The 23,757-nt window shown below is 51.4% G+C and carries 21 protein-coding genes; 15 read left to right on the top strand and 6 right to left on the bottom strand.

Annotation, left to right across the window (positions count from 1 at the left end; all coding sequences use genetic code 11):
- Positions 1-418 precede the first annotated feature (418 nt).
- Positions 419-682 (top strand): transposase, encoded by a 264-nt coding sequence (locus VN12_RS26935; protein ID WP_146679332.1) that lies wholly within the window; start codon positions 419-421, stop codon positions 680-682.
- 306 nt (positions 683-988) lie between these two features.
- Here the strand turns inward: VN12_RS26935 and VN12_RS23860 are convergent, their stop codons facing one another.
- From VN12_RS23860 to VN12_RS23850, 3 genes are all read right to left on the bottom strand, one after another.
- Entirely contained in the window at positions 989-1,819 is an 831-nt protein-coding gene (locus VN12_RS23860) for a PRC-barrel domain-containing protein (RefSeq protein ID WP_146679329.1), read from the bottom strand.
- Positions 1,820-1,870: 51 nt separating this feature from the next.
- A complete protein-coding gene (locus tag VN12_RS23855) occupies positions 1,871-2,659 on the bottom strand; it encodes a hypothetical protein (RefSeq protein WP_146679327.1) in 789 nt (262 codons plus the stop codon).
- A gap of 311 nt (positions 2,660-2,970) precedes the next feature.
- Positions 2,971-3,198 carry an XRE family transcriptional regulator gene (locus tag VN12_RS23850; protein ID WP_146679325.1) on the bottom strand — a complete coding sequence of 76 codons (228 nt, stop codon included), beginning with the start codon at positions 3,196-3,198 and terminating at the stop codon, positions 2,971-2,973.
- Positions 3,199-3,435: 237 nt separating this feature from the next.
- On the opposite strand from VN12_RS23850, the gene VN12_RS23845 reads away from it, so the two are divergent.
- From VN12_RS23845 to VN12_RS23795, 11 genes are all read left to right on the top strand, one after another.
- Positions 3,436-3,954 carry a chemotaxis protein CheW gene (locus tag VN12_RS23845; protein WP_205855136.1) on the top strand — a complete coding sequence of 173 codons (519 nt, stop codon included), beginning with the start codon at positions 3,436-3,438 and terminating at the stop codon, positions 3,952-3,954.
- Positions 3,955-4,022: 68 nt separating this feature from the next.
- Positions 4,023-5,444 carry a methyl-accepting chemotaxis protein gene (locus VN12_RS23840; RefSeq protein ID WP_205855135.1) on the top strand — a complete coding sequence of 474 codons (1,422 nt, stop codon included), beginning with the start codon at positions 4,023-4,025 and terminating at the stop codon, positions 5,442-5,444.
- 17 nt (positions 5,445-5,461) lie between these two features.
- Positions 5,462-6,289 (top strand): CheR family methyltransferase, encoded by an 828-nt coding sequence (locus VN12_RS23835; RefSeq protein ID WP_146679323.1) that lies wholly within the window; start codon positions 5,462-5,464, stop codon positions 6,287-6,289.
- 12 nt (positions 6,290-6,301) lie between these two features.
- Positions 6,302-8,689 (top strand): chemotaxis protein CheA, encoded by a 2,388-nt coding sequence (locus VN12_RS23830; RefSeq protein WP_146679321.1) that lies wholly within the window; start codon positions 6,302-6,304, stop codon positions 8,687-8,689.
- On the top strand, positions 8,686-9,327 hold the full coding sequence (locus VN12_RS23825) for a hypothetical protein (RefSeq protein ID WP_146679319.1): 642 nt from the start codon (positions 8,686-8,688) through the stop codon (positions 9,325-9,327). The genes VN12_RS23830 and VN12_RS23825 overlap by 4 nt, the downstream gene beginning before the upstream one ends.
- Positions 9,324-9,818, top strand: a complete 495-nt coding sequence (locus VN12_RS23820; RefSeq protein ID WP_205855134.1) for a chemotaxis protein CheD — start codon at positions 9,324-9,326, stop codon at positions 9,816-9,818. The genes VN12_RS23825 and VN12_RS23820 overlap by 4 nt, the downstream gene beginning before the upstream one ends.
- 14 nt (positions 9,819-9,832) lie before the next feature.
- Positions 9,833-10,195: a response regulator gene (locus tag VN12_RS23815; protein ID WP_146679317.1), complete on the top strand. Its 363-nt coding sequence runs from the start codon at positions 9,833-9,835 to the stop codon at positions 10,193-10,195.
- 2 nt (positions 10,196-10,197) lie between these two features.
- Positions 10,198-11,343, top strand: a complete 1,146-nt coding sequence (locus tag VN12_RS23810) for a chemotaxis response regulator protein-glutamate methylesterase (protein WP_146679315.1) — start codon at positions 10,198-10,200, stop codon at positions 11,341-11,343.
- A 55-nt stretch (positions 11,344-11,398) separates the two neighbouring features.
- The gene (locus VN12_RS23805; RefSeq protein WP_146679313.1) at positions 11,399-12,799 is read left to right on the top strand and encodes a fused response regulator/phosphatase; all 1,401 of its coding nucleotides are present in this window, start codon (positions 11,399-11,401) and stop codon (positions 12,797-12,799) included.
- Positions 12,800-13,144: 345 nt separating this feature from the next.
- A complete protein-coding gene (locus VN12_RS23800; protein WP_146679311.1) occupies positions 13,145-13,606 on the top strand; it encodes a transposase in 462 nt (153 codons plus the stop codon).
- A complete protein-coding gene (locus VN12_RS23795) occupies positions 13,596-14,234 on the top strand; it encodes a transposase (protein WP_168164612.1) in 639 nt (212 codons plus the stop codon). The genes VN12_RS23800 and VN12_RS23795 overlap by 11 nt, the downstream gene beginning before the upstream one ends.
- A 681-nt stretch (positions 14,235-14,915) precedes the next feature.
- Here VN12_RS23795 and VN12_RS23790 read toward each other — a convergent pair.
- From VN12_RS23790 to VN12_RS23780, 3 genes are all read right to left on the bottom strand, one after another.
- Positions 14,916-15,479, bottom strand: a complete 564-nt coding sequence (locus VN12_RS23790; RefSeq protein WP_146679307.1) for a hypothetical protein — start codon at positions 15,477-15,479, stop codon at positions 14,916-14,918.
- A gap of 464 nt (positions 15,480-15,943) precedes the next feature.
- Positions 15,944-16,498 carry a dihydrofolate reductase family protein gene (locus VN12_RS23785; RefSeq protein ID WP_146679305.1) on the bottom strand — a complete coding sequence of 185 codons (555 nt, stop codon included), beginning with the start codon at positions 16,496-16,498 and terminating at the stop codon, positions 15,944-15,946.
- A gap of 543 nt (positions 16,499-17,041) precedes the next feature.
- A complete protein-coding gene (locus tag VN12_RS23780) occupies positions 17,042-17,932 on the bottom strand; it encodes a WG repeat-containing protein (RefSeq protein WP_168164611.1) in 891 nt (296 codons plus the stop codon).
- A 1,353-nt stretch (positions 17,933-19,285) separates the two neighbouring features.
- Between VN12_RS23780 and VN12_RS23775 the strand changes: the two genes are divergently transcribed.
- The 3 genes from VN12_RS23775 to VN12_RS26290 all read left to right on the top strand — a co-directional run bounded on the left by VN12_RS23775 (position 19,286) and on the right by VN12_RS26290 (position 23,752).
- On the top strand, positions 19,286-20,269 hold the full coding sequence (locus VN12_RS23775) for a DUF1559 domain-containing protein (protein ID WP_205855133.1): 984 nt from the start codon (positions 19,286-19,288) through the stop codon (positions 20,267-20,269).
- A gap of 32 nt (positions 20,270-20,301) precedes the next feature.
- Entirely contained in the window at positions 20,302-20,646 is a 345-nt protein-coding gene (locus tag VN12_RS23770; protein WP_146679301.1) for a hypothetical protein, read from the top strand.
- A gap of 214 nt (positions 20,647-20,860) precedes the next feature.
- Positions 20,861-23,752: a hypothetical protein gene (locus VN12_RS26290; protein ID WP_205855132.1), complete on the top strand. Its 2,892-nt coding sequence runs from the start codon at positions 20,861-20,863 to the stop codon at positions 23,750-23,752.
- Positions 23,753-23,757 lie beyond the last annotated feature (5 nt).

Raw genomic sequence — 23,757 nt, 5'->3', positions numbered from 1 at the left:
TCTCTCCTTGTTCTCAGATTTCCTTATTCGAGTCTCGCCTAAAAGGACCGATCTTGAGTCAACAATCGTCAAAGCGATTAAGGATTAAATTGCTCTGGCATGATCAGAATAAAACCTAGGGCATTAAGGCCGAGCTTTGGAGTGATGTCAAAACGCCCCTTTCGCCACTCAATCTCTGCATGTGCAGTCCGTACACTTTCTATTCTTCCGGACTCATGAAAGACGCTAAATCCGATCCCAGCAGCCGCCGGTTGCCCATTAATCACGATATCTCCTTCCGAATCGGAAACGTCTGCAAAGGCGTGATCCAACACTAGGCTCAGATTGAAAACGGGTGTTATCGTACCTTTACGGAGTTGCGATAATCGGAGGAACACCGATCGAGGAGGATACGATGGAGCGTCACAGATGAACCGATTTGCAATGGGAACGCATCGAGGAACTGTTTCCGTCTCCGAAATCGCCAGGTAAGCCTCCAACGGATTGGCGGAAGGCGTTTGATGCTATTCTTTGGATTCTGCGCACCGGATCACCTTGGCGTGATCTCCCCGAAGAAATTGGAAAGAGGGGAACCATCTACGACCTTTACGATAGATGGAACGGCGATGGAACGCTTCACGCTGTTCTGAATAAGATTCGTTTTGTTCGCATTGATGGTGGTGCAACCGATAGTGAACTGTGATGCGTCGGTGGATGTGTCGTCCGAGTCGATCGATGTGATTATGGTGGTGGAAAAACAGGGAGCCCGGCGAGCCAACTGATCATGCACTAGGCCGTTCTCGCAGAGGGTATTCAACAAAAATCCATTTTCTCGTGGATGGTATGGGCGATACTTTGGCATTCACCATTACGGTAGGACAAGCTCACGAGAAACGGCACCTTCGAAGGATGCTCATTGTGCTAGAAATGAGCAAGCTTCTCAGGTGCCGTGTTAAGTCTCTCGAAAGGCTCGTACAACCTTGAATCAAGGTGCGGTAAGAGTACAGGCCTAGCGATCTTTAAGTTCGGTGTTCAATTTGTTGATCACGCTGGACAACCGCAGTTCGGGATATTCGTCCGCTGTGACCTTCTGAGCACCCTCGATCGCGGATTTCGTCATGTTGGCACGAACCGTAGCTTTCTCTTTGTCGATGGCAAACGAAAGCTTCGCGAATGGCAGAGCAACGAAGTTCTTACCGACACCCGCGACACCGCCGGTTCCAATGACGACCGCAGGTACTTTACCAGTTCGTTGCTCGATCATAAACTCATCGAGAACCCCTGCATCCAGATTGTCGCTCGATTTCACCGTCGCATTGATGAAATGCGAAGTGCAAACGCCATCCTGAACCGGCACAACAGAAGCCGGAACGTTATAGAATTTTGCATTTTCTGCGACCCATTGAGCATCGGTTAACTCCGTGTACTGGCGTGCTCGCAAACGCTTGGCGGTCACGAGTTCTTTACCAACCACTGCGACCTTGGGATGACATGTCATTTCATCCCCCTTCATCTTGCATTCGCAGCTGAACGCGGCCCACGGAACAGCGACCTCTTCTTCACCAATCCCTAGTACTCCGCCCTTACCGACGATCACGAACATCGCTTCGCCTTGCTTGTTGAAAACAAACGAGGAAACGGTCCCACAGTCATCGCCGTTTTTGTCTTTCAGCGTCGCGCCGATGAGCTTGCTCGTCGGCATCAAGATGGTGCGTTGTGTTTCCTCGTTTCGCGGAGCCTGGATCGTGTTGGATGGTTTGCTAGGTGTCAATTCTTTCTCTTGAGCCATCGCAGCCGACGAAACAACGAGAATCATCGGAACGGTTAAAAATTTTTTCATGATTCATCCTTTTCATTTGAAAATAAGAAGCTAGCCGTGATTACGGATGGATTACTCGTCTCCAACTTTTGCACCAGAAGATCCATCCGCTTTGAGTACGTCACCAACTGCCCCGGATGTTGACGTCGCTGCTTCGGTTGAGCCGCCTATTGGCGTGCTATTGATTTGGGCATCGCCCGATGTGCGACCGAGAGGGGTGTTTCCGTCGAAGCTGCCATTTCCGTTTATGGAGGCTGGTGGCTGCGTTTGTGCAGGGTTGGTGGGTAGTGGTGGAACAGTTGCTCTACCCGACCCATTCGCATCGGTATTGAGCGGCACTGCACTACCTGAAGTGTTGGGTCTTCCGTTTACGTCGGAGCGAGTATCCGTTTGCGAATTCGGCTGAAGATATTGCGGGGAGGATATTTCCGAAGCTTGCACCACGGAACCGCAGCCACATCCTGATGACGAGGCCGTCACCACTTGGCTTCCCGATATCTGTTGACCGCCATAAGAAGGACCTGTTTGATAAACGTTCGAACCAGCAACGGTATAGTCCGAGGATTGCAAAGGTATGCGGTAAGATTGAACAGTTTGAGAAGGGTAGGCGTATCCGTTGGGAGAGATGTATCCCGTCGAGTTAGGCTGCGCGTAAACGTGCGAGCTGTAGGAGTTACTTGGGTAGTAGGTCCTAACGCTTGCATTGGACAGCGTACGAACTCCAGCCACATTTCCTGCAATACGAGCATTGCGGTTGAACAGCCGACCTCGTCCGATTTCGAACGCCTCGGTCACGCTTGTGAGTGATGCACCCCCGATCAAGAGAGCCCCAATGTACTTAGACAAAAACTGCATCTTCATGATTCCCTCATCGTGTAAGCATTGTATGGCGTGATAGCAATAAGCCTGTCAGGACTGACTTGATGCAATCGTCAGACCAATCTGGAACGATGAGCCTTAGAAACCCAAGATTGAGTCAAGAATCTGTGCGAATGTTCAAAGCGCTGTTCACCGATCAGTCGTTGTGATCGATTTCGCAGCAGGACGATAGGGAACCATTCACATCGTGTCTTCCAAGGCTTCTTAGCTGTCGTAACGAGCTTTACTGCGCGTCGGCACCTTGTTTCCGTTGTACTCGCCTCCCATAGTTCTCTTGCATTCGTCGCATGCGTTTACGGCAGAATTGGATTCAGGAGTATGAAACCGTAGGCTTGGGATCCTAAAGCTGCGATTTCCTGTGAATGGTCGATCGACCGCTGAGCTTTTTGCGTGGCGATCGTAGCTTGGAATTGTTCTGTTGGGATCGCCAACCAAGCCATCTTCATTCCGAGTGCGGAAAGAGCGGACTGATGATTGGAAACGGCGTAAAGCCTGTCCTTACCTCTGAGATTTCGAATCACAGTCGCTGCAATTGGTGGATGCCATCCGGCGAAGATAAGGGGCTTTTCCGAAGAGGAGCGTGCAGCGATCGTCCTTTTCTTATTCCGCTGCCGTTTGGAAGACATCGTCCCATTTGGCCGATTACGCTTGATTATGCTGCTGTTTTCTTGAGTCTTCCGCGGATTCGACTATCCTTAGGGAAGGACGCTTCCTAGAACGATTTCTGAGATTTGGTTTTGTCATTGGTACCCCCTATCTTGAAGACCACAAACGTCGTTTCCGACAATATCACGCGGGACGTTTCTCAGTTTGTAGCGTTCCGGATTGAGGATCAAACGTATGCTTTTCCGATCGGTCAGATCCAGGAGATTGTGATACTCGGTCACGTCACCAGAACGCCGCAAGTTCCCGACTATGTTGAGGGCGTTGCAAATCTCCGCGGTTCGATCATTCCCGTGATCAATCTACGCAAATTGTTTGGTCTGGCACCCAAACCGGCGGATGCTGATACGCGCACCATGGTGGTGAACGTCGGTAAACGAGTCATCGGTTGTACCGTCGACACGGTAACCCAAGTCATACGGATCGCTCACGATGCTGTGCATATGGCGCCAGATACGGTCACAGGACAAGGCTCCAGTTATATTTCCGGCTTCGCACGTGTCGGTGAGCAACTGATCGTTCTTCTCGATGTCATTGAACTTCTTTCCCCCCAGAAGCTGGAGCGAGTGAGTTCTCTGATGGTTCCTGAAATACCCCGACATTCCCCTGACTGAGTTAAGTCGTTCGCTCGTTCATCGATTTGAACCTTCATCTTCCCGTTCCTTCGTTTGGTTGACCTGCCATGGCTGAAAGCAACAAATCCAAAACCAATAGCATTCGTCGAAAGCCGGTGAAAAAGACAGCTTCTCCCAAACCAAACGCTACGAACTCTCAAGCGTCGAAGAGCGACATGTTCGATGCGTTTTGTCGTTCCATGGCAATGATCGAGTTCACGGTTGATGGGACCATTCTCTGGGCGAATGACAATTTTCTTCAAACCATCGGCTATAGCCTCGATGAGGTCAAGGGGCGTCATCACAGCTTGTTCGTCGACCCCGAATTTCGAACGACGTCGGCCTATCGAGATTTCTGGTTCGAGCTTGGCCAGGGCGTTCCCAAGGTTGGAAGATTCAAGCGTTATGGAAAGGGAGGAAAGGAAATATTTCTGCAAGCCGCTTATAGTCCCGTCATCGACGTAAATGGAACCACGACCAAAGTTGTGAAGTTAGCCGCAGATGTCACGTCGGACGCACTTCGAGAGTTTAGATCCAAAGAGAGGGAAGAGGCTGTTCAAGCGTCCCAATCGGAAGAAAAGCGCATCCTAGAGGAAAAAGTGAACGAGCTTTCCATCGCGGTCGATGCGGCATCCAAGGGGGACTTGACTCAAAAAGTGACGGTCGGCGGCAGCGATGACATGGGCCGGCTGGGAAGCAGCCTCAGCAAAATGATCTGTGATCTTCGATCGATCATCGGCGAGGTGATGGCTGCAGCACAACAACAAAACGAAGGAGCAAGAACGATCGCCGAAAGCAGCGTGAATTTGAGTGATGGGGCTCAATCCCAAGCCGCTTCGGTGGAAGAGATGACTGCCAGCGTCGAACAAATCATCGAAGCAATCGAGATCATTTCAAAAAACGCGAACACAGCAACAACGAAGGCTACGGAGACATCCAAGCTTGCAAAAGGGAGTGGCGTCACGGTCGACGAAGCCGTGAACGCAATGAAGCTTATTCAGAAATCCAGTGAACAGATCAACGAGATCATCCAAGTGATGAGCGAGATTGCGAGTCAAACCAATTTGCTGGCGCTCAATGCGGCGATCGAAGCTGCACGCGCCGGCGAGCATGGCCTTGGGTTTGCCGTGGTTGCCGACGAGGTTCGGAAATTGGCAGAGCGATCGAGCGAAGCCGCGAAAGAGATTACAAAACTGATCAAGGAATCATCGAGACGGGTCGAAGAAGGGGCTAGCCTCTCGCAAAAAGTCGGCGACTCCTTGAATAAAATCTTGAAGTCCGTCGACGACACCGCAGAGGGTATCGGTCAGATCGCGTCATCCACCGAGGCGCTGGCAGCCAATGCACAGGAAGTGAAGATTGCCATTCGCAGTGTATCGGAAACGACCGAGTCCAATGCAGCAGCGTCAGAAGAGATGGCCGCCAGTGCTGAGCAATTGGGAGCCCAAGCTCAGAGTTTAAGAGACTTGATCGCGAAGTTTCGCATTTAGCATCCCAGGCATTCGCCATGAACGAATTGGAACGACTTACGCCTCAACAATTCGAGTTGTTTCAGGAGTTCATCTATAGCCGATGCGGCATCAAAATTGATTTATCGAAGATCACCTTGGTAAGTAATCGAATACGCCGTCGTTTGCAGCCATCAAATTGCGAGGATTTCGATGCTTACTACCGCTTCATTCGATCCAAAGCGGGCAAATCGGAATTGGTTGAGTTCTTTAACGCAATCACGACCAATGAAACCTCTTTTTTCCGGACGGCTAGCAACTTTGCATGGTTAAAGAATGAGTATCTGCCACAGCTACTGAGGGAGAAGAGCGAAGGGAAGAGATCCCCAGTACTCCGCATTTGGTCCGCTGCCTGTAGCTCCGGCGAAGAACCATACTCCATCGCCATGTGCTTAAGCGAAGAGGCAAGAATCGTTCGAGAGTGGGATGTGCAAATCGTCGGCACGGATATCAGCGAAACCTCGCTAGGGCGGGCTCGCGAAGCTGTCTATACCGAGCGAACAATGCAGGAGCTTGATTCCAATCGAATATCGAAGCACTTCTCAGAAGAATCTTCTAACCAATATCGATTACGTCCCGCGATCGCTCGGATGGTATCGTTCTCGAATCATAATTTAATGGAACCATTCCCTGCGAAGCCATTCGATTGCATCTGGATTCGCAACGTTTTGATTTACTTTGATCGTGTATCCAAAGCAAAGGTGATTGAAAACCTCGTTCAATCGCTTGTAAGTGGAGGTTACTTGGTCGTAGGTCCATCCGAGGGGATATACGACATGCTCGGAATGCTCCAAAAGCGAAACACTTTTCTTTATCAAAAGCAATGAGCTGATTCCATCGTGAGTGACGACTTTAACTTCTCTACCGGTATGCCGTCCGATGAAATGACGGAGTATATCCAGATGTTCGTGGATGAGACATCCGAGCAGCTCGATAGTTTGGTAGAGGTATTGTTGATTCTGGAGAGTGAACCGGAGAGCACGGAGCAGCTTACCGAATCGTTCCGATTGGTTCACTCGATCAAAGGTGCTTCGGCCATGATGGGTCTCGATAGCATCACCTTGCTGACACACCATCTCGAAAATCATTTTGAGAATCTTCGATCTGGATCGCGGAAGCTCGACAAAACGCTGATGAATTTGATTTTGAAGTGTGTCGACTTTCTTCGCAATGCAGTCGAATTGGTTCGAGAAGGGCGCCCTCTCGTCAGTAATCCGGAACTCATCGAACAGCTTGCAAGCTTCGATTCTATGTCGCCTCTCCCGGAGCCAAAGGTATCGACGGTTGGGCTGCATTCCTCAGCGGCGGAGGACGAGTCAGTTGTCGTCTCGCTTACCGAGTCACGGCAAGATAGGCGATTCAGGAGGCTTACGATATACTTCGACCAGTCGATTGAGCTCCCCGAACTCAAAGCAGAGTTGATCTTGGCTAGGCTAAGCGACGTGGCGGTTATTCATCGCTCAAGTCCGGATATCGATGAATTGGGTGCAGTCGCAGAATTGAGAACCTTGCAGGTCTGGTTGGCATCAACTCAAGAGGATGATGTATTGCAATCGGCCGCGGATATCGTCGGTGTCGATTTCATTGAATTGGATCTTGTCGAGTCGGTCTCCGAGGAGTCTTCAAATTTACAGCAACACGTCTCTTTACAGTCGCTGGACGAAAAACCAACAGATGAGCCCGAAGTCGTTTCGGTGGTTGCGGATTCAAGCGAACGATCGGAGCAGAGGCCGTCTGTCGACGGGACAAAAGAAGTGTCCACGAAGGGGACGGAAACACTTCGAGTGGACATCCAACGTCTCGACCGACTGATGAACTTAGCAGGGGAACTCGTCGTCAATCGTGCACGTCTCGTTCAACTGGCCTCCCAGATGAATGAGACATTCAAAAAGTCGGGATTGCTTTCGCAGTTGCGCGACTTGTGCGATTTGTTGCGACACTCTCCCCTGACGATTCCAGCAACCATTGAGGCAGGTGGATGTGCGGACGTCGAAGATTCTTCGCTCGAATCGGATCTTGGCGAGCGTCAAGCGAAGGTTCCGTCGATTGTATCTGCGATCGAAGACCAGTTGCATACGCTCGAGCAAGGCCGCCGCAGTTTCATGCAGATGAAAGAGGCCATCGATCAGTTCTCGCAAATCTCAGACGGCTTGCAGCGAGGTGTGCTAGATACTCGCATGGTTCCGATAGGACCTCTATTCAGCCGGTTCAAACGGACCGTTCGGGATATCTCATCGGAGCTCGGCAAGAAAGTCCATTTCGTTATCCGAGGTGAAAAGACCGAGCTTGATAAGCGAATGATCGATGAACTGGGAGACCCTCTCGTTCACTTGGTACGAAACGCGATCGACCATGGATTGGAACCCGAGGCTGTGCGTCTCGAACAATCGAAACCCGAAGCTGGTACATTAATCTTGGAGGCAGCACACAGCGGAAACCAAGTTCAAATCACGATTTCCGATGATGGGGGAGGAATCAATACGGACAAAGTGAAACACCGCGCAATGGAAAGAGGACTTATCACAGCACTGGAAGCCGAGAGCATGTCCGAACACGAAATCTCGCAGTTCATTTGGTCTCCCGGTTTCAGCACGGCTGATGTTGTATCAGACATATCGGGACGCGGGGTCGGGATGGACATTGTAAAAACCCGAATCCACGAATTGAATGGAACGATCGAGGTCTCGTCCGAGCTGAACAAGGGGACTAGGTTTATCATTCGTTTACCACTCACCTTGGCAATCATAAGAAGCCTCTTGTTTCAGCTTCAGCAAGGGATCTTCGCTGCGCCGATCGAGAATGTTCGCGAGATCGTTTCTATTCGTGAAAGGGACATTGTGACCGTGCACGGACGGGACTCGATCGAGATTCGAGGGGAGTTTCTCCCACTCGTTCGCATCGAGGACATCTTCGATTGGCATGAGATGGGGTATCCGAGTGTGATAGACTCCACGGAGGAAGCTGACTCAAGCGGAGAGGGCAGAAGTGTACTCATATTGACCTCAGGAGCCAAATCAATGGGATTGGTGGTAAGGGAGCTCAAGGGATCGCAACACATCGTCGTGAAATCATTGGAGGAGAATTTTGTTCCAATCCGAGGTCTGGCAGGTGCGAGTATATTGGGGGATGGGTCGGTATGCCTGCTGCTCGATGTTGCTTCTTGTGTCGAGCTAGCTCGACAACGACTTCGAGATAAAGCGTTTCGGCGATCGATGGCGAACACATGAATTCCGATCTTACCGAACAATTGGATTTGTTGAGCCCATTTCTGCGACGCGGCTTCTTGGATGCTTCGGCGGCGTTTTCGAAGTGGTTGGATCGACGAGTAGACGTGGTTTTGGAACAGGTGAAACTATTCCAGTTGGAGAGTGCGATCGAGTCTTTGGGCCCTGCCGATGAGATTCAATGCGCATGTTGCCTTCGGTTTACAGGAGGGTTTACCGGCCAGTTAGCTCTGACTTTTGACGATGCTAGCGGTTTGAAACTCAGCGATATCCTTTTTCAACGAGAACACCCTTCGGCGGAGTGGGGTGAGTTGGAGATTTCTGCGTTGCTGGAAACGATGAATATCCTCGGATGCTCGTTATTGAATTCGCTGGCTCTCGCATCGCAAGCGGCCGAATTCACCTGTCCGTGGATCGCATCTGAAGACGATACTTTATGGATGCCAATTGCACCTCCGGTTTTTGTCCGTGATTTTACAGGTTCGATTATGGAGAGCATTCTTGTAAACCAAGGTTCCACGTTGGAGTGTTTGGTCATCGCTAAGACCAAGTGGGAGGTAGAAAGCCATGAAACCGATTTGCAGCTATTGCTCCTCCCCGACAGTGTGATTTTCCAAAGGAATGCGAGGATTGCCAATTGAGCAACGTACCGGATTCGGAAGGGAAATTCATCAAGATGGCTCAGATCGGAGTCTTGCAAACTCAAGGCAAACTGAGGACCCTCTTGGGATCATGTGTGGGCATTGCTTTGTTCGATAAGAAACTAAAGTTGATTGGGTTGGCCCATGTCGTCATGCCTTGTTCGATGGGCACAAGCGACTCGCCTGGGAAGTATGCAGACACTGCGATTCCAGAGATGATTCGACGGATGAACAAACTTGCTTGCGGCTCCAAGCTTTTCTTGACGGCAAAAATTGCAGGAGGCGCAAACATGTTTTCCTACACAACCGCCAGTCCATCTGCGACCATCGGAGAACAGAATATTCTCGCTGTCGAGGAGTCGTTGGCGAAGGAACAAATACCTGTGCTGGGAAGGCATTTAGGTGGGAGTTTTGGTCGTCGCATGGTCGTCGACGCCGAGTCGGGGATTGCGCACATTCATGTTGTTGGCTATGCGACGGTTCAGTTTTGAAAGGGCCAGCGAACATGACCAAACGAGTACTCATTGTGGATGATGCCATGATCATGCGGATGCGCATTCGAGAAGCGGCCATCGAAGCAGGGTGGGAGGTTGCCGCGGAAGCGGCGGATGGTTTTCAAGCGATCGAGCTTTATCGCCTGCATCGCCCCGACCTCGTCACCATGGACATCGTCATGCCAATTGCCGACGGGGTAGAAGCATTGCGTACGATTCGCATCGACGACACAAACGCACGCGTCTGCATGATCAGCGCTGTAAATCAACAGAGCAAATTGTCCGAATGCATCCGGTTGGGAGCGATCGATTTCCTAATCAAACCTGTTGATAAGAAGCAGCTGGCAAGCCTATTCGAGAAGCAAGGACGATAGCCATGACAACCAAAATCATGATTGTCGATGACTCGAGTCTCTATCAACAACTTGTGAAAAATGTTCTTCGAAGTTTGGAGGATGTCGAGATTGTCGGCCAAGCGAAGACGGGACGCGAAGCTCTGGCGAAGATCCCCGATCTGCAACCAGATCTTTTAACTCTCGATGTTCAAATGCCGGATATGAATGGGCTTGAGCTTTTAAAAGAGATTCGGCGTCGTCGCATGCCAGTCAAAGCGATTATGCTGAGCAGTTTAACGGCTCAAGGGACGCAAGTTACAACAGATGCATTGCTTGCAGGCGCTTTTGATTTCATACACAAGCCGAATTCTTCGGACGCAACCGCCAGCCGCCAGGAGCTTCACAATCTGCTTAACGAGAAGATTGTGGCTTTCCAGCAGAGTCGAAAGACTTCGATGCCGGCCCGTCGTAGCAACACACCTGTGGCTACATGGGATAAAGCGAAAGCGTCGAACGTAGACGTTCCTCAAACGCTGGAATCACTGGAAACGAATGCTGGAAGCGGTGCGATCACGAGTTCGGTTGAAGCGGCGCAACAGCCTAATCGAATCGACGCGGTGGTGATCGGTACATCTACCGGAGGGCCTATGGCATTGCGAGAGTTGATTCCCAAACTTCCAAGCGATCTTGGTGTTCCCGTTTTCGTCGTCCAGCATATGCCTCCCAAGTACACACAGTCCCTGGCCTTGAGATTGAGCGAGGCAAGTACATTGCCTGTCCTTGAGGCTGTTGATGGAATGCGTGTTGAACCCAATCAAGTATATATTGCACCAGGAGGGTTACATATGGGGATTGAGACTGTCATGGGAAAGCCAGTCATTCGCACCTCGAACGAAGCGCACGAGCACAATTGCCGACCAGCTGTCGACTACACGCTTCGATCAGCTTGCAATTTCTACAGGGGGAATTTGCTTGGAGTGATATTAACGGGCATGGGACGCGATGGAACCGCCGGATGTAGAAATGTCAAGGAGTCGGGTGGAACTGTCTTTGCACAGCATCCTGAAGGATGCACGGTGTACGGAATGCCCAAAGTCATTGTCGAAGAGCAATTGGCCGATCGCGTAATTCCGTTAGAGAAGATGGCGTCATGGATTATTCGATTCGTAGAGAAATCTCGATGCTAACGTTCCCTAGAGTTCACCCTTTCCAATACTGTCACCCTTTGAGAATTGTTGCAGCATGAATTCGCCCCTCCCCATCATTGTTATTGCGGAAGATAGTCGCGTTCAGGGCAGAATTCTGCAACAGCGACTGAATGCAGCAGGCTACGAAGCGCATATCGGCGAGAACGGAGTGATTGCTCTCCAATTAGTGCAGACGCTCAAACCAGTGGTCGTTGTCTCGGATATTGAAATGCCCAAGATGAATGGATATGAGTTGTGCAGCGAGATCAAGAAGTGCAAAGAGCTAAGACACATACCCGTGATTCTGTTGTCGACTCTCAGTGACGCAGAGGACATCATCCGGGGGCTTGCAGCGGGCGCCGACAATTACATTACCAAACCCTATGATGTTCAGTTCTTGATCACAAGGATCGAAGATCTGCGATCCCAACCTGTTCAAGAGTACGAAGAAGAGGGAGCGGCTTCGACTCCGGTCGCTCTCGGAGGTCAGATCTACGAAGTGCGTGCAGGTAGGCAGCAGACTCTGAATCTTCTGGTATCCGTGTTTGAGAACGCGGTGGAGAAAAACAAGGAGTTGCACCGCAGCAATGAACACCTTGTTTTGGCCAAGGAGAAGTTGTCCGCATGGAATTATGAGCTGGCGGCACTCAACGGGCAACTCAACGATCTCAACGGTCGCATGCAGAGAGATTTGCGAGCCGCTGCGAGGATGCAGCAATCGTTGCTTCCCAACGAACCGCTAGCCGTGTCGGGTATTCAAGTTGCTTGGGACTATACTCCGTGCGAAGAGTTGGCGGGCGATTTTCTGAATTTTGCGAAGCTCGACGAGAATACATTGGGATTGTACGTTGTTGATGTGTGTGGACATGGGGCAGCTTCCGCGTTGTTAGCGGTTGCGATTGGTAGGGTTTTAACGCCGACCGCATCTGCGACATCGCTTCTAGTCCGATTCGATCCGTTAACTGGTCGGAAGGTAGTAACACCTCCGGCGACGGTTATTGAGGAATTGAATCGTCGATTTCCGATGGACAGTCAGGGAGGACTGCATTTCACGATTTTGTATGGGTTGCTTGATCTTCGCACCAATATTTTTCGCTATTCATGCGGAGGTCATCCGCAGCCGGTGCATGTTCCATCGGGGCAATCGCCGAGGCTCTTGCCCGGTGAAGGGTTAGCGGTTGGATGGGTAGAAGATGCCACGTTTGATGAGTATACGATTGAGTTGGAGTCAGGTGATCGACTCTTTTTATACTCCGACGGAGTACCTGAAGCGATGGATGCGAACCTCGATCAGTTTACGGATCAGAAGATGCTCAACGCGCTCCAAGCGAGTCGGAGTTCATCGGTGCAAGAGCAGGTAGCCCACATGAAGAGTGTCGTCGAGCAATGGTGCCAACCGAAGGGCCCTCTGGACGATGTGTCCATGTTGCTTATCGAAGTTGGATGCAGAGACTGACCTAGAGTATCATCGACTATCCTAGCAGCCAGTGGAAAAGTGCTGATTCTCGCTACCTTATAGCTGTCAATGCAATTGCCATGGAGGAGAGCACCATGGCCTTTGGTCCTCGCAAATCGGTTCAGCAACAAGATCTCTTCATTGCAGGCCAAGATCTTGGCCGCTCGGACGGGCGTGTATTCTATGCGAAGCTAAATCGACTTCTCGATGAAGCTGGCTTCGATCCCTGGATCGAGAAGCTCTGCGGTCCGTACTACAACCAATCTCACGGTCGACCCCGTATTCCACCCGCAGTTTACTACCGCATGCTCTTGGTAGGCTACTTCGAGGGGATCCAATCGCAGCATGGAATTGCTTGGCGATGCGCCGATCAGTTTGTCGATTCGTCAGTTCCTTGGGCTCAAGTTGACCGACCACTCCCCGGATCATTCCTCGTTGACCATTATTCGAGAACGCTTGCCCGACACGGTTCACGAATCGGTTTTCGAATGGGTATTGGGGTTGGCCTCCGAGAAGAAGCTTCTCGGAGGCAAGACCGTAGCTGTCGACTCGACGACGCTCGAAGCCCATGCTGCTATGAAGGGCATCATTTGTCGTGATGCCGGCGAAGACTGGCGATCGTATGTCATTTGTCTGATGCGAGCTGAAGGCGTTATGAAGGACAACGAATTGCCTTCGGATGAAGTGATCCGGCGATTCGATAGGAAACGCCGAAGAAAAAAGTATCCACCACGATTGAGTACGCGGACTCGATCCAGAAGCCAAAATCGCAAGGATGAAAGATGGAACAACCCTCTTGGCATATAGAGCTGAGCATGCAGTCGTATTCGATTCGGGAATGATCGTCGGCGCGGAGATCACTCCGGCCGATACGCCAGACACGCAATCGCTGGAGGAGAGCCTTCACAAGGCCCAAAGTCACCTGGAAGCTGCTGTCAGCGCAACCGAGATTCGCGATGTTGCCGCGGACAAAGGCTACCATGCGCCCAACACATTGAATGAGTTGGACGAACACACGAACTACCGAACGTACATCCCTGAGCCCAAGTTGCTTGGCGGACGCAATTGGAGCAAGGTCACTCGCAAGGAACGCAAAACGGTTCAGGCGAACCGACGAATAAAGAAAGGGAATAAGGGACGCAATCTTCAGAGGCTGGAAAGCGAGAAAGTGGAAAGAACTTTCGCGCTTGTGCTGAAGACCGGAGGAGGACGTCGATGTCGATTGCGTGGCATCGAGAAGGTTCAAAAGCGTTACTTCTTGATGACAGCGGCTTGCAATCTGGGGGTGGTCATGCGCATGCTGTTCGGAATCGGCACATCGAGGGGCTTACAGGGGATGATGCGGGCGGCTTTTGTTATTACACGGCCTTCCAAGAGCTCATGGAGGTATTCAAAATCGTTCCTGGTGCTTCAGATCGCCACTTCCAACATATGAAGAGTCGATTGCAAAATTGGGAACGCGCGCTTCGACAAACGAACAAGTCACTCGAAATTGCGATATCTTCAACGGGCTGCTAAGCCGCCAGCGCCGTGGCCGTTTCATTGGGCCTGGCGTAGAGAACAGCCATTTGGTTGGAGTGTGTTAGGCAGTATAAACGTAAACATCAAGAACTAACGGATAACTGATCGCAATTCAAATCGGTCTCGCGATGGCTTGACATGCGCAATCTTGTGTATAGCCGGCGCGGGTGTTGGTTGATGGGTTTCAAGTCCCACGTTTGAGATAGGATACTTGAAAATATCAGTATACCAGATGACGATTACGACAGTGTAAGTACCTAATGATGTGGGAAGGGTGGGGGTGGAACAAACATCCTTGCCAACTCCGCGTGTTTTCATTATTCGCGTAAACTCGGCAAGGCGTTTCTTGCTTCACGTTCACGGTAAAAAGTCTGAATCGCAGTGGCAACGGACTCCAGTGAATCTTGGAAAGCAGCGTCACGAAACGCAACAGTCTTGCCGGCTTATGTGTTGGTATATGGGGATCAATCTCCCAATTGCGAGATGGGGGCTTGAGAAGACTGTATACTAAACGACAAGGGCGAGAGTGCACGCACTCGATGGAATCGGGAGGGGGCACGGTAGTGGGCATCGTTACACCGAGTTTCTGTCCTACTTAAACCGACGCACGCAGCAATAGCAGCCAGTGCAGGCCTGCAACGACTGTTGTCCCCAACAGCATGTTTGCCAGTGTGAATTGAATTCGACACCAGTACGCTGTCGAAACGAGCGCGAACGTGGTGGCTATCGCAACCCAAACCGGAATGAACATGACAAGGAACGGTCCTGGCCGTGAACTGGACTGCCAAGCACCCTTCCAGTAGCCGAAGCCAGCGACCGTTGCACCTTCACAACCCACTCTATCGAGCATCGACATCCAGTTCTTTAGCGTCGCTTTTCCACCACCGTCTCCGGTCTCCCACATGTTTTTGCCACGCACGTAGGTCGTCCATTGTGTAGACGGCTTCTCACTCGGGGCCAGTCGCACGAGCGGGATCTGCAGCGACAACAGCCCTTCGTCTGTGCAAACTGTCACGTCAATCCAGGTCAGTGAGTCGCTATGCGTATAGCTACGCCACGTTGCAAGAACGGAGCAAATGACGATGGTCGCACACAAGCAGATGGCATGCCGGACGCTTGGCAATCGGCGATTCCGAGTTGTTCGCGTGGCGTCACTCATCGAACACCCAGCGACAAATGCAGTCGTCAACCCATTCGGGTCTCGTTGATAGTGTTTTCTGGAACCGCCTTATCCGCCGACTTGGGTGCAGCGGATTGCGCAGGACCGGATCCGGGTATGGTGAATGGATTTGACGTCTCTTTTGGCAAATAAGTGCAGTGAATGAACTGAGTATATCAAATGGCAATTGCATGAGTGAGAAATCCACGGGGGCGAGAGAGGGGCAAGGCAATGGGTCATCTCATCCAAGTCTGGGCTTTCGTCGTTCGCCCGCCCAGCTTTCCATTGCTCGAATACCCCTCCGCAACGGTCTTGGACCGTAGAAACCATTGCAAGCTGATAGTCTTTGAGCTGTTGGTGTCTTAGATTGGATCGTTCAACCGTGTTCTTGCGAGTCGGAGCAAGTGCAAGAGAAAGAAACGGAGGACCTGGACGAAGGAAATGCTGGTGCGGAGTGCGATTGGCTATTTGGGAACATACCGCATGGCGACCACACCTGACTTGAATTCCTGTCGGCCCTCCAGTTTCAAATCAACATACTTGGAAAGTCCTTCGAATAGAGTTGGACCATGACCCGCAACCCTGGGGTGAATCACGAATTGGTATTCATCGATTAGACCAAGGTTCGCGATCGCGAGCGCAAGGGTGACACCTCCTAAAAGAATTCCGCTGCCCGTTCCTTGTTTGAGCTGCTCCAGAGCGGTTCGCAGATCACCCTGCAAGAGTTCTGCGTTCCAATCTACCTGCTGCAGTTTGCTCGACACGACATACTTCTTTGCTACATCAATGGAGCGTGCGAAAGGTACCATCCAGTCGGCCATCCAGTCCGGAAACTCTCCCGTGGCAGAGGGACGCCACGCAGATTCCATCATTTCATAGGTGACTCGACCGAAAAGCAATGCATCGAATTGGGCAAGGTAGCCGGCATAAAACCGGTGTAATTCTTCGTCGTTGATTCCCGCACGGTGATCGCAGCAGCCATCCAAGGTAATGTTGATCGAATACCGAATGGGTCGCATGGCTGGGGTACTTCCTTCTTAAAATCGAATGTCACAATCCGCCTTGGCGGCCGGCTGTATTCATTGTCGGTTGTAAGGCGAGCCGATCGACAAGAATAGGATCTTTCGGTTCAAAAAACATAGTGTGTTCGTTCTCTCGACCGCGTGACTCGCGATTCGTGCCGACTTCGAAGGCCAGTTTCGAACGTCGCACGAGTCTAACCATCAACAAACCGAGTCATCTTTTACCGCTCCATCCTGCAGACAGGAAGCCTCCCTGCAAGTATCCGTTCTTCCTAGATCGAAGAGGTCAAACAAGGGGCTTTCCTCGCAACCGCGATATTGTCTTAAGCAGGCAATTTGCTGATGTCAGTCTTTAGTGAGCTTTATGGACGGGTTTCGCCATCAGGGGGCGATTTTTGCCTTGTAGCCTACTTTCAGCACCGAGCAGTTCGATGGATCTGGACGCGATCTGACTTGTGAATCCCCCCGGGAGTACCATTCAGATGGCAATCACAATGCTGCCGCAACATCCTGTCTCTCCAGCTTGGCATTTTTGCTTTATCAATCGGGCACGACATTGCCATTCGGGTCGATCAAGAAAGTTCGTCCTTCAACCGTAACTCTTGAGGTACCGCGGTCGAAAGGATTAGCGTATTCGTAATGAACAGGGATGACAAGATTGGCGCGTTCATCCACAAATCCGAAACGTTCGTCTTTATAGACTCGAATTCTTTGGACCTCTGGGTCGTAGTAGCCAACATTGTCGAATATTAGATCGGTAATCCGATTCCCATCGAGGTCTACAAAGCCGCTCTTCCACTTTCCATCTACCCTGCTGGTCACTTGCCAGCACCATGGACTTTGAACAGACGCTTGATCGTACTCGAGAACTTTGACTACCGTCCCGTCCGGTTTGATGATTTGGAATCGCTCACCGTTCTTGACCAGGGCTCGATCCAGATGGAAAGGTTCAGCCCAATCGAATGACTCTTCTGAAACCCGCGTCCCATCTTCTTTGATATAGAACCACAGGTCCTGGAGGACCACCATCGCCACACCGCAGCGGTAAGGGGTCGCATACTGAAATCCATCGACCTCAGAGAGCTCCTTGTATGAGTAAGGACCATCCTCAAGGGGTACGAACAGGAATTTGTTTTCCAGTCCAATCAACGCCATGCTATCGGTAATGTCGTGAACGAGGAGCTTGGTGGAAGGAACGATCACTTCCTGTCGTTGGGCATCGAGGACCCCTTCCTGATAGTTCTCGCCGTTGCGAATGGAGATCTTGCTAAAGCCGAACTCATTTGGCGGATCGACCTGTGTCTTGTCATTGATATGTACGAGATCGATTTTGGACTCACTCGGAGAGTAGTTAGGATTATCGTTGCTCCCACAACCCGCGCCTACGAGTAGTGCGGACGAGAGCCAAATCGTGATTGTCGAACGAATCATAGTTCCTCTGCCGGGGATCGGATAGCAATCTGGGCTGTGTTTGATAACGCTTTTCCTGGACGCGATTTGCATTGGTCCAAGCCAATTGTCGCATTACGACAACCGATATACCAAAATGGAATCGGCGTGATCATACGTTCGACTCGCCTGCCTCAGAAGATTTCAATCGGATGCGTACCATAGAAAGGCTTCTCCCCGGTTGGTGATCGCTTTTGGATTTTGTGGACTACGACGTTCATTTCTTCTTCATTGTCGGCTAAAGCCCGCGCCGTTCGCAGACGCTTTTTACAGCATAAATACCAGAGCGATGCGGTAGGAAGTGCGGTAATAACCGCAACCATGACAGGTTCAGCGCGGTAAAACTTATGTTGACCTGCTAACCAAAGCCTCACTGCCGTGACCACAAGTTGCCCGGTCAGGCCCCCCTTCTGCCCAGCGATCTACCGCCGAGCGATCAGCGGCGAGTTGGAGTTCTTTGATTAAGGTTTCGGATGCTGTCCGCAGCGCATTGGTAGTCCAGTTCTCGTCCGCGTCCGTGTGATGCTCCATCGAACCTCACGGCAATTGGAGGTAGAGGCAATGTCGTGGGAAGCGACGCTATCGCCGCATAAGGGGGGATTCGGAGCGAAACAACCTGGAAGGAATCTTTCTTCGAATACTTGCTTTGTCTTCACCAGACGCACATACTGAACGGTTGTTCGCATCCTCCCGGGTACTTTATGACGTTCTCTCCACCGCTCACTTCCACGTTTCGCCAGCTGTTGCTCGCCTTATTGGTGACAACCTGTATGGGCGTTTTTTGTGGCCAGCGAGTTAGCGCTAGCTGCGGTGATTATCTCCAGCACAGTCTTTCCATGGAAAAGTTAGCTGGGATGGAGTGGCCGAGCGATCACGAAGGAAGTCAAATTCCAAGTGGCGAGTGTCGAACCGGAACGTGTGGAGGGCGCGTCCCCGTCGTTCCTTCTGATCCCGTGTCGCCGAGCGTTCAAGTTCGCAAGGTACTCGGGTCAGGTATGGTGGAGCCAGTGGTCGTGGATTGCTTTAAATCCCATTGGCTCTTCGCATCGCAATCAGCCTTGGTTTCTATTTCTAGGTCGCCCCTCTTGCGACCCCCGATTGTTGTTGAATAGTTCGGTTTTTCGTTCGCCACCTGCTAGCGACGACCCTTGGTTTTCCTTTGGTGTCATGCACACGTTGGGATGCTAGGTCTGTGATTCGCTCCTGCAGTTTGAGCATGCAACCGTCGTACTGCGGTCTTACTCGACCGTCTTGCATTTTGGGACTTCGAACACTTTTGTTTGCAATTCTCGATCCTCAAAACTATTCAAGTTCATCTTTTCCGGGAATATCTTTGTGTCATTATCATTTCGCAAAAATCGAAGAATCGGCTTCACGCTTGTTGAGCTACTCGTAGTCATCGCCATTATCGGAATCTTGGTCGGTTTGCTATTGCCTGCCGTTCAAGCGGCTCGAGAAGCTGCTCGACGTATGCAATGCAGCAACAATTTGAAGCAGCTGGGGCTCGCCATGCTGAATTATGAGTCTGCCACCAAGCTTCTCCCCCAAGGTCGGACGGCAGGACCTGCCAGCCAATCGGTCTTTGGTGCACTCCTACCCTATATGGAGCAAGTGTCTGTCTACAATCTCATTGATTTTAATGTTTCGGCAACGCATGCAAACAACACCGCAGCGCGGGCCGTTCAAATCCCCACGTTGCGATGTCCGAGTGACCCAACTGGGCAGAGCCCGGTAGCAGGGTGGGGAGTTACGAATTACCGAAGCAATCAAGGATCGGGGATTCTCAACGGACAACCCTCCACAGTCGTTGGAAATTCAAACTATGGATTTCCCGCCCCAAACGGGCCGCTGGTCCCATCTCTGAATATTAAGATCGGTTCCATCACAGACGGTCTTTCCAACACGGCCGCATTCAGTGAGCATCCAATCGGAGACTTCAGCAATGCCATCTCAACCTGGACCGATACGTTCCAACCGGGAACCTATCCAGCCACTCCTGACGAAGCCATCCAGATGTGCTATGCCATTACAGTTACAGACCTCACTAAGCAAGGTAACAGCAATGTTGGAGGGCCATGGCTCCAAAGTGGACATACTCAAGGAAGTTATTATCACGTAGATGTTCCTGGTCGACGGTCCTGCATGTACCCACCGGGGCGTGTATATACAACCGCGAAGAGCTTGCATACAGGAGGAGTCAATGTCACTCGTTGCGATGGATCCGTACAGTTCATTCCCAACACGATCGATCTGGTAGCCTGGCGAGCATTCGGCACGCGAGACGGCGGCGAAACAACCTTGAGTGGGATTGACCAATAATGCAGCGTCGAAGTTTTGTTGGTTTTTGCGCAATGACCATGCTATGGGTTGGATGCGGTGCTCCCAAAGCACCGCTTGCCGACAAGGAGCAGGCGTTGCAGATTGCGAAGCGTGTTATGGAACATTGGAAATCCGGTGGTTCCATGGACGACCTCGCGAAAGAACAGCCTGCCATTTTGGTACGTGAAGACCTTTGGAAAAAAGGTGCAAAACTGACCTCCTACGAATTCGCAGGCGAAGGAGAGGACTTTGGTCCGAGTATTCGATTTCTGATTCGATTGAAGACTACAACTGCGGATGGGAAGACTGCTGAGCGTCAGTTTGGCTACCTTACCACGACGGCCCCTGTGATCACTTTCTTTCGCGAGGAAGGATGACGCCGTCGTCTTTCGCTGTTCGTTTGCATATTTAAATTCTTGGGGAAAGGCATACTGCCTGTCTTTTTCATGACGGGCAATAGGCCTTTCCTGCGCCGATTCCAAAATTGTTGAAGACAACAATTCAATATGACTCAATCGAATCCCGGCTTCACTGCACGGCGCCGTTTGGATCGATTGGCGTATCTCCATCAAATCATTTAAGGTTGCTATTATGCATCGTACTTTCTTTCGTAATTTATTGGCGTTCTCGCTAACGATCGCGTTCAGTTCTTCGTCGTTCGTTCATTCAGAAGACGGGCTCGAAGGCATTCGGCCCACTCCCTTAACGCGTCCCGAGATGAAGCGTTTGCTTGAGGACGTCAAAAGGCGAACACCGCGGATTCCTCTGCCGGAATTAACCGACGAGGATCGAGAAAAACTTGGTGAACGAAGCGATAGTTACGAAAGCCGACTTCGATATCACTACTTGAACGGAATCGAGTCATCGCGAAACCCACGCCCTGGCAGTCGAGGGGACCGAGGATCCCGTGACACCGCGTCTACCCGTGAGGGAATTCCCGACGGTCGAACTTCTAACCCAACAACGAATCCAGTTAACTCCTCGGGGGGCGGTGGGGCATTGGGTGGACGGCAACAAGATCCTCTCTACACGCTCGACGCAGCCTTGAAGGTCGAGTTGTTTTGGATTGTGTCGCGCGTCAACAATTGCCAGTACTGTATTGGTCACCAAGAGAGCAAGCTCCTGGGCCTTGGTCGGACCGAAGACCAGATCGCGATGCTAGACAGCCAATGGGACAGATTCGAACCGAGTTCGCAGGCCGCTTTTGCTTTTGGTCGTCGGTTTACTCTTGAGCCGCACTTGCTCAGCGACGCGGACATTCAGAATGTACGGAAGTATTTCAGCGATGATCAAATTCTAGAGATGATCCTCTCGATGGCGGGCAATAACTCGATCAATCGATGGAAAGAGGCTGTGGCAGTCCCTCAAAATGCGAATGGAGGTGGGCTCAGCATGGGATTTGGTGGTCGACAGGGATCGGAAACAGTTGATGCCAGCCGACCTTCGGGAACGTACGAGACGCCAACCTCTCCTGAGTTTGCTAAGCAGCTGAGCAAGATCGTATTGGTAAACAACCCAGAACCTGAATCGATTGCGACGGCTACGTTTAGCAATCGGCCACGCTTAGAGCCAATAGACTATGTGAAGAAAAAGCTGCTGGAGTGTGCGAATCGCACTTCGAGAATTCCCTTGATCGCTGAAGATGTCACACGCGAGCGGATTCCTCTCTCGGCAGCGTATTCCGGAGCCGTTCCCAATTGGATTCGGCTTCTGGCACGGTTCCCAGTCTCTGGGGGGAGTCGAGTGGCTACCACGTTAACAGCGGAAGAGAATGGGGATCTAAGTCGTTTATTGAAGGCGCAGATTTCGTGGATCCTTGCGCGTCAGGATCGAGCATGGTATGCCCTCAGTTTGGCCTATGCCGATTTGACCAAGCTGAACCAATCCGAGGAACAGATTTTTGCACTCGATGGAGATTGGAAGTCGTTCACGCCCCGCGAACAGGCCCTGTTCGATATGGTCAAGAAGCTAGGAGATGCACCCGTGGTTCTATCCGCCGCTGAGGTAAAGCGAGCCGTAGATTTAGCGGGGCCGCGGGATACGGTTCAAGCGATCAACTATACCACCACCCGGACGGCGTTCAACCGGATTACCGAAGCGGCGGGACTACCGAGCGAGCCTGCCGCATCGAGCTACAAGATCGATCCCGTCCCTGTCACACGAGACGACGTGAAACGCGTTCTCGATGAATCGAAGATGGCTAAGCCGCGACTCCCCGCTCCACCCCTAACCGAAGCTGAGATTCAATTGATCGCAGCGCAAAAGTCAAAGGCCAAAGAAACGGGCGAGGCACCTCGACGCCTAGGGTTGGCCAATAACGCCAGGACACGGGCATATTATCTGAGCGAGTATGGGTTTTCCCTCGATGCCGACATCCAGCGAGCTTCAAACAACCAACCCCGTGTATCGGAATCAGGACTTGATCCCAGTTTTCGAACCATGATTTTCTGGATTGTCTCTCGGGGCAATAATTGCACCTATTGTTTAGGGCATCAAGAATCCGGATTGGCAAATCGAGGCGTTTCGGACGATACGCTCGCAGCTCTCGACGCCGACTGGAATTACTTTGAACCCCAACAGAAGGCTGCGTTCGAGTTTGCTAGTAAGCTGTCTTTCTATCCACATGAGTTTACGGCAGACGACGTAGCAGCATTGAAGAAGCATTTCAACGAGAAACAGGTGGTTGAGCTAATCGTGACGATCGCTGGTTTCAATGCCACCAATCGTTGGACCGGTCCGATGCGAATTCAGCAAGATGTTCTTTTCGAGTTCACACGCCCCACAAGTGAGAAGTTTGCAAAGAGTCTCAGCCGCGTTGCGCCAACGGCGCGAGGTTTAGGGACAGGTCTTGTACCCGCACACAAACGAACGCGTCCCGAATGGGAGAGCTGGGAAGAAGTACAGAAACAGCTTGCGTCAACCGCGGCACGAACACCATTGGTTTCGATATCGGATGAGGAAACGACTAGGTCATGGCTCGCATCGAATGACATGCCACCAGAATGGAGTAGCCAACACTGGACTAGGCTCCTGTCGACTCTTCCGAAGTCCGGCGCAGAACGCGCTGTTGCACTGTATAAAATTGAAACTTCCGGGACATTGGATCCTCGTTCCAAGGCGATCATCGCTTACGTTTCGGCGCGAGACGATCGAGCATGGTACGCGCTGGGCCATGCAGTCCATGGATTGAAAAAGCTTAGGTGGTCCGATTCGGATATACGCGCGTTGGACTCGCTAGGCGCAGAGTCAAAGTCCGAATCCAAAACTCCTACCAAACAGCAACAGCAAGATAAGATTCTCGTTCGATTCGCAAGAACGATTGCCGCCAATCCTGCCTTGATCAGCGATGAGGATTTTTATGCCATGCAATCGATCATGGACGACAAACGGGTTGCTGAGGCGGTTTATGTGACCACGCAAGCAGCGTTCTTCAATCGTCTGACAGAAGCGACACAGTTACCGCTGGAAGCTCTCGATCGCTGATAGGG

This window comes from Pirellula sp. SH-Sr6A, assembly GCF_001610875.1.
Lineage (GTDB): Bacteria > Planctomycetota > Planctomycetia > Pirellulales > Pirellulaceae > JBKCUI01.
Note: the sequence above shows the minus strand (reverse complement) of the source record. Positions and strands in the feature narration are given on the sequence as shown.

Bases quoted from the DNA above. Each gene is read 5' to 3' on its own strand.
- VN12_RS23780 (WP_168164611.1), bottom strand. From the start codon at position 17,932: ATGATTCGTTCGACAATCACGATTTGGCTCTCGTCCGCACTACTCGTA.
- VN12_RS23825 (WP_146679319.1), top strand. From the start codon at position 8,686: ATGAATTCCGATCTTACCGAACAATTGGATTTGTTGAGCCCATTTCTG.
- VN12_RS23790 (WP_146679307.1), bottom strand. From the start codon at position 15,479: ATGAGTGACGCCACGCGAACAACTCGGAATCGCCGATTGCCAAGCGTC.
- VN12_RS23800 (WP_146679311.1), top strand. From the start codon at position 13,145: ATGGAATTGCTTGGCGATGCGCCGATCAGTTTGTCGATTCGTCAGTTC.
- VN12_RS26290 (WP_205855132.1), top strand. From the start codon at position 20,861: ATGCATCGTACTTTCTTTCGTAATTTATTGGCGTTCTCGCTAACGATC.
- VN12_RS23805 (WP_146679313.1), top strand. From the start codon at position 11,399: ATGAATTCGCCCCTCCCCATCATTGTTATTGCGGAAGATAGTCGCGTT.
- VN12_RS23860 (WP_146679329.1), bottom strand. From the start codon at position 1,819: ATGAAAAAATTTTTAACCGTTCCGATGATTCTCGTTGTTTCGTCGGCT.
- VN12_RS23785 (WP_146679305.1), bottom strand. From the start codon at position 16,498: ATGCGACCCATTCGGTATTCGATCAACATTACCTTGGATGGCTGCTGC.
- VN12_RS23810 (WP_146679315.1), top strand. From the start codon at position 10,198: ATGACAACCAAAATCATGATTGTCGATGACTCGAGTCTCTATCAACAA.
- VN12_RS23835 (WP_146679323.1), top strand. From the start codon at position 5,462: ATGAACGAATTGGAACGACTTACGCCTCAACAATTCGAGTTGTTTCAG.
- VN12_RS23855 (WP_146679327.1), bottom strand. From the start codon at position 2,659: ATGAAGATGCAGTTTTTGTCTAAGTACATTGGGGCTCTCTTGATCGGG.
- VN12_RS23770 (WP_146679301.1), top strand. From the start codon at position 20,302: ATGACCATGCTATGGGTTGGATGCGGTGCTCCCAAAGCACCGCTTGCC.
- VN12_RS23840 (WP_205855135.1), top strand. From the start codon at position 4,023: ATGGCTGAAAGCAACAAATCCAAAACCAATAGCATTCGTCGAAAGCCG.
- VN12_RS23815 (WP_146679317.1), top strand. From the start codon at position 9,833: ATGACCAAACGAGTACTCATTGTGGATGATGCCATGATCATGCGGATG.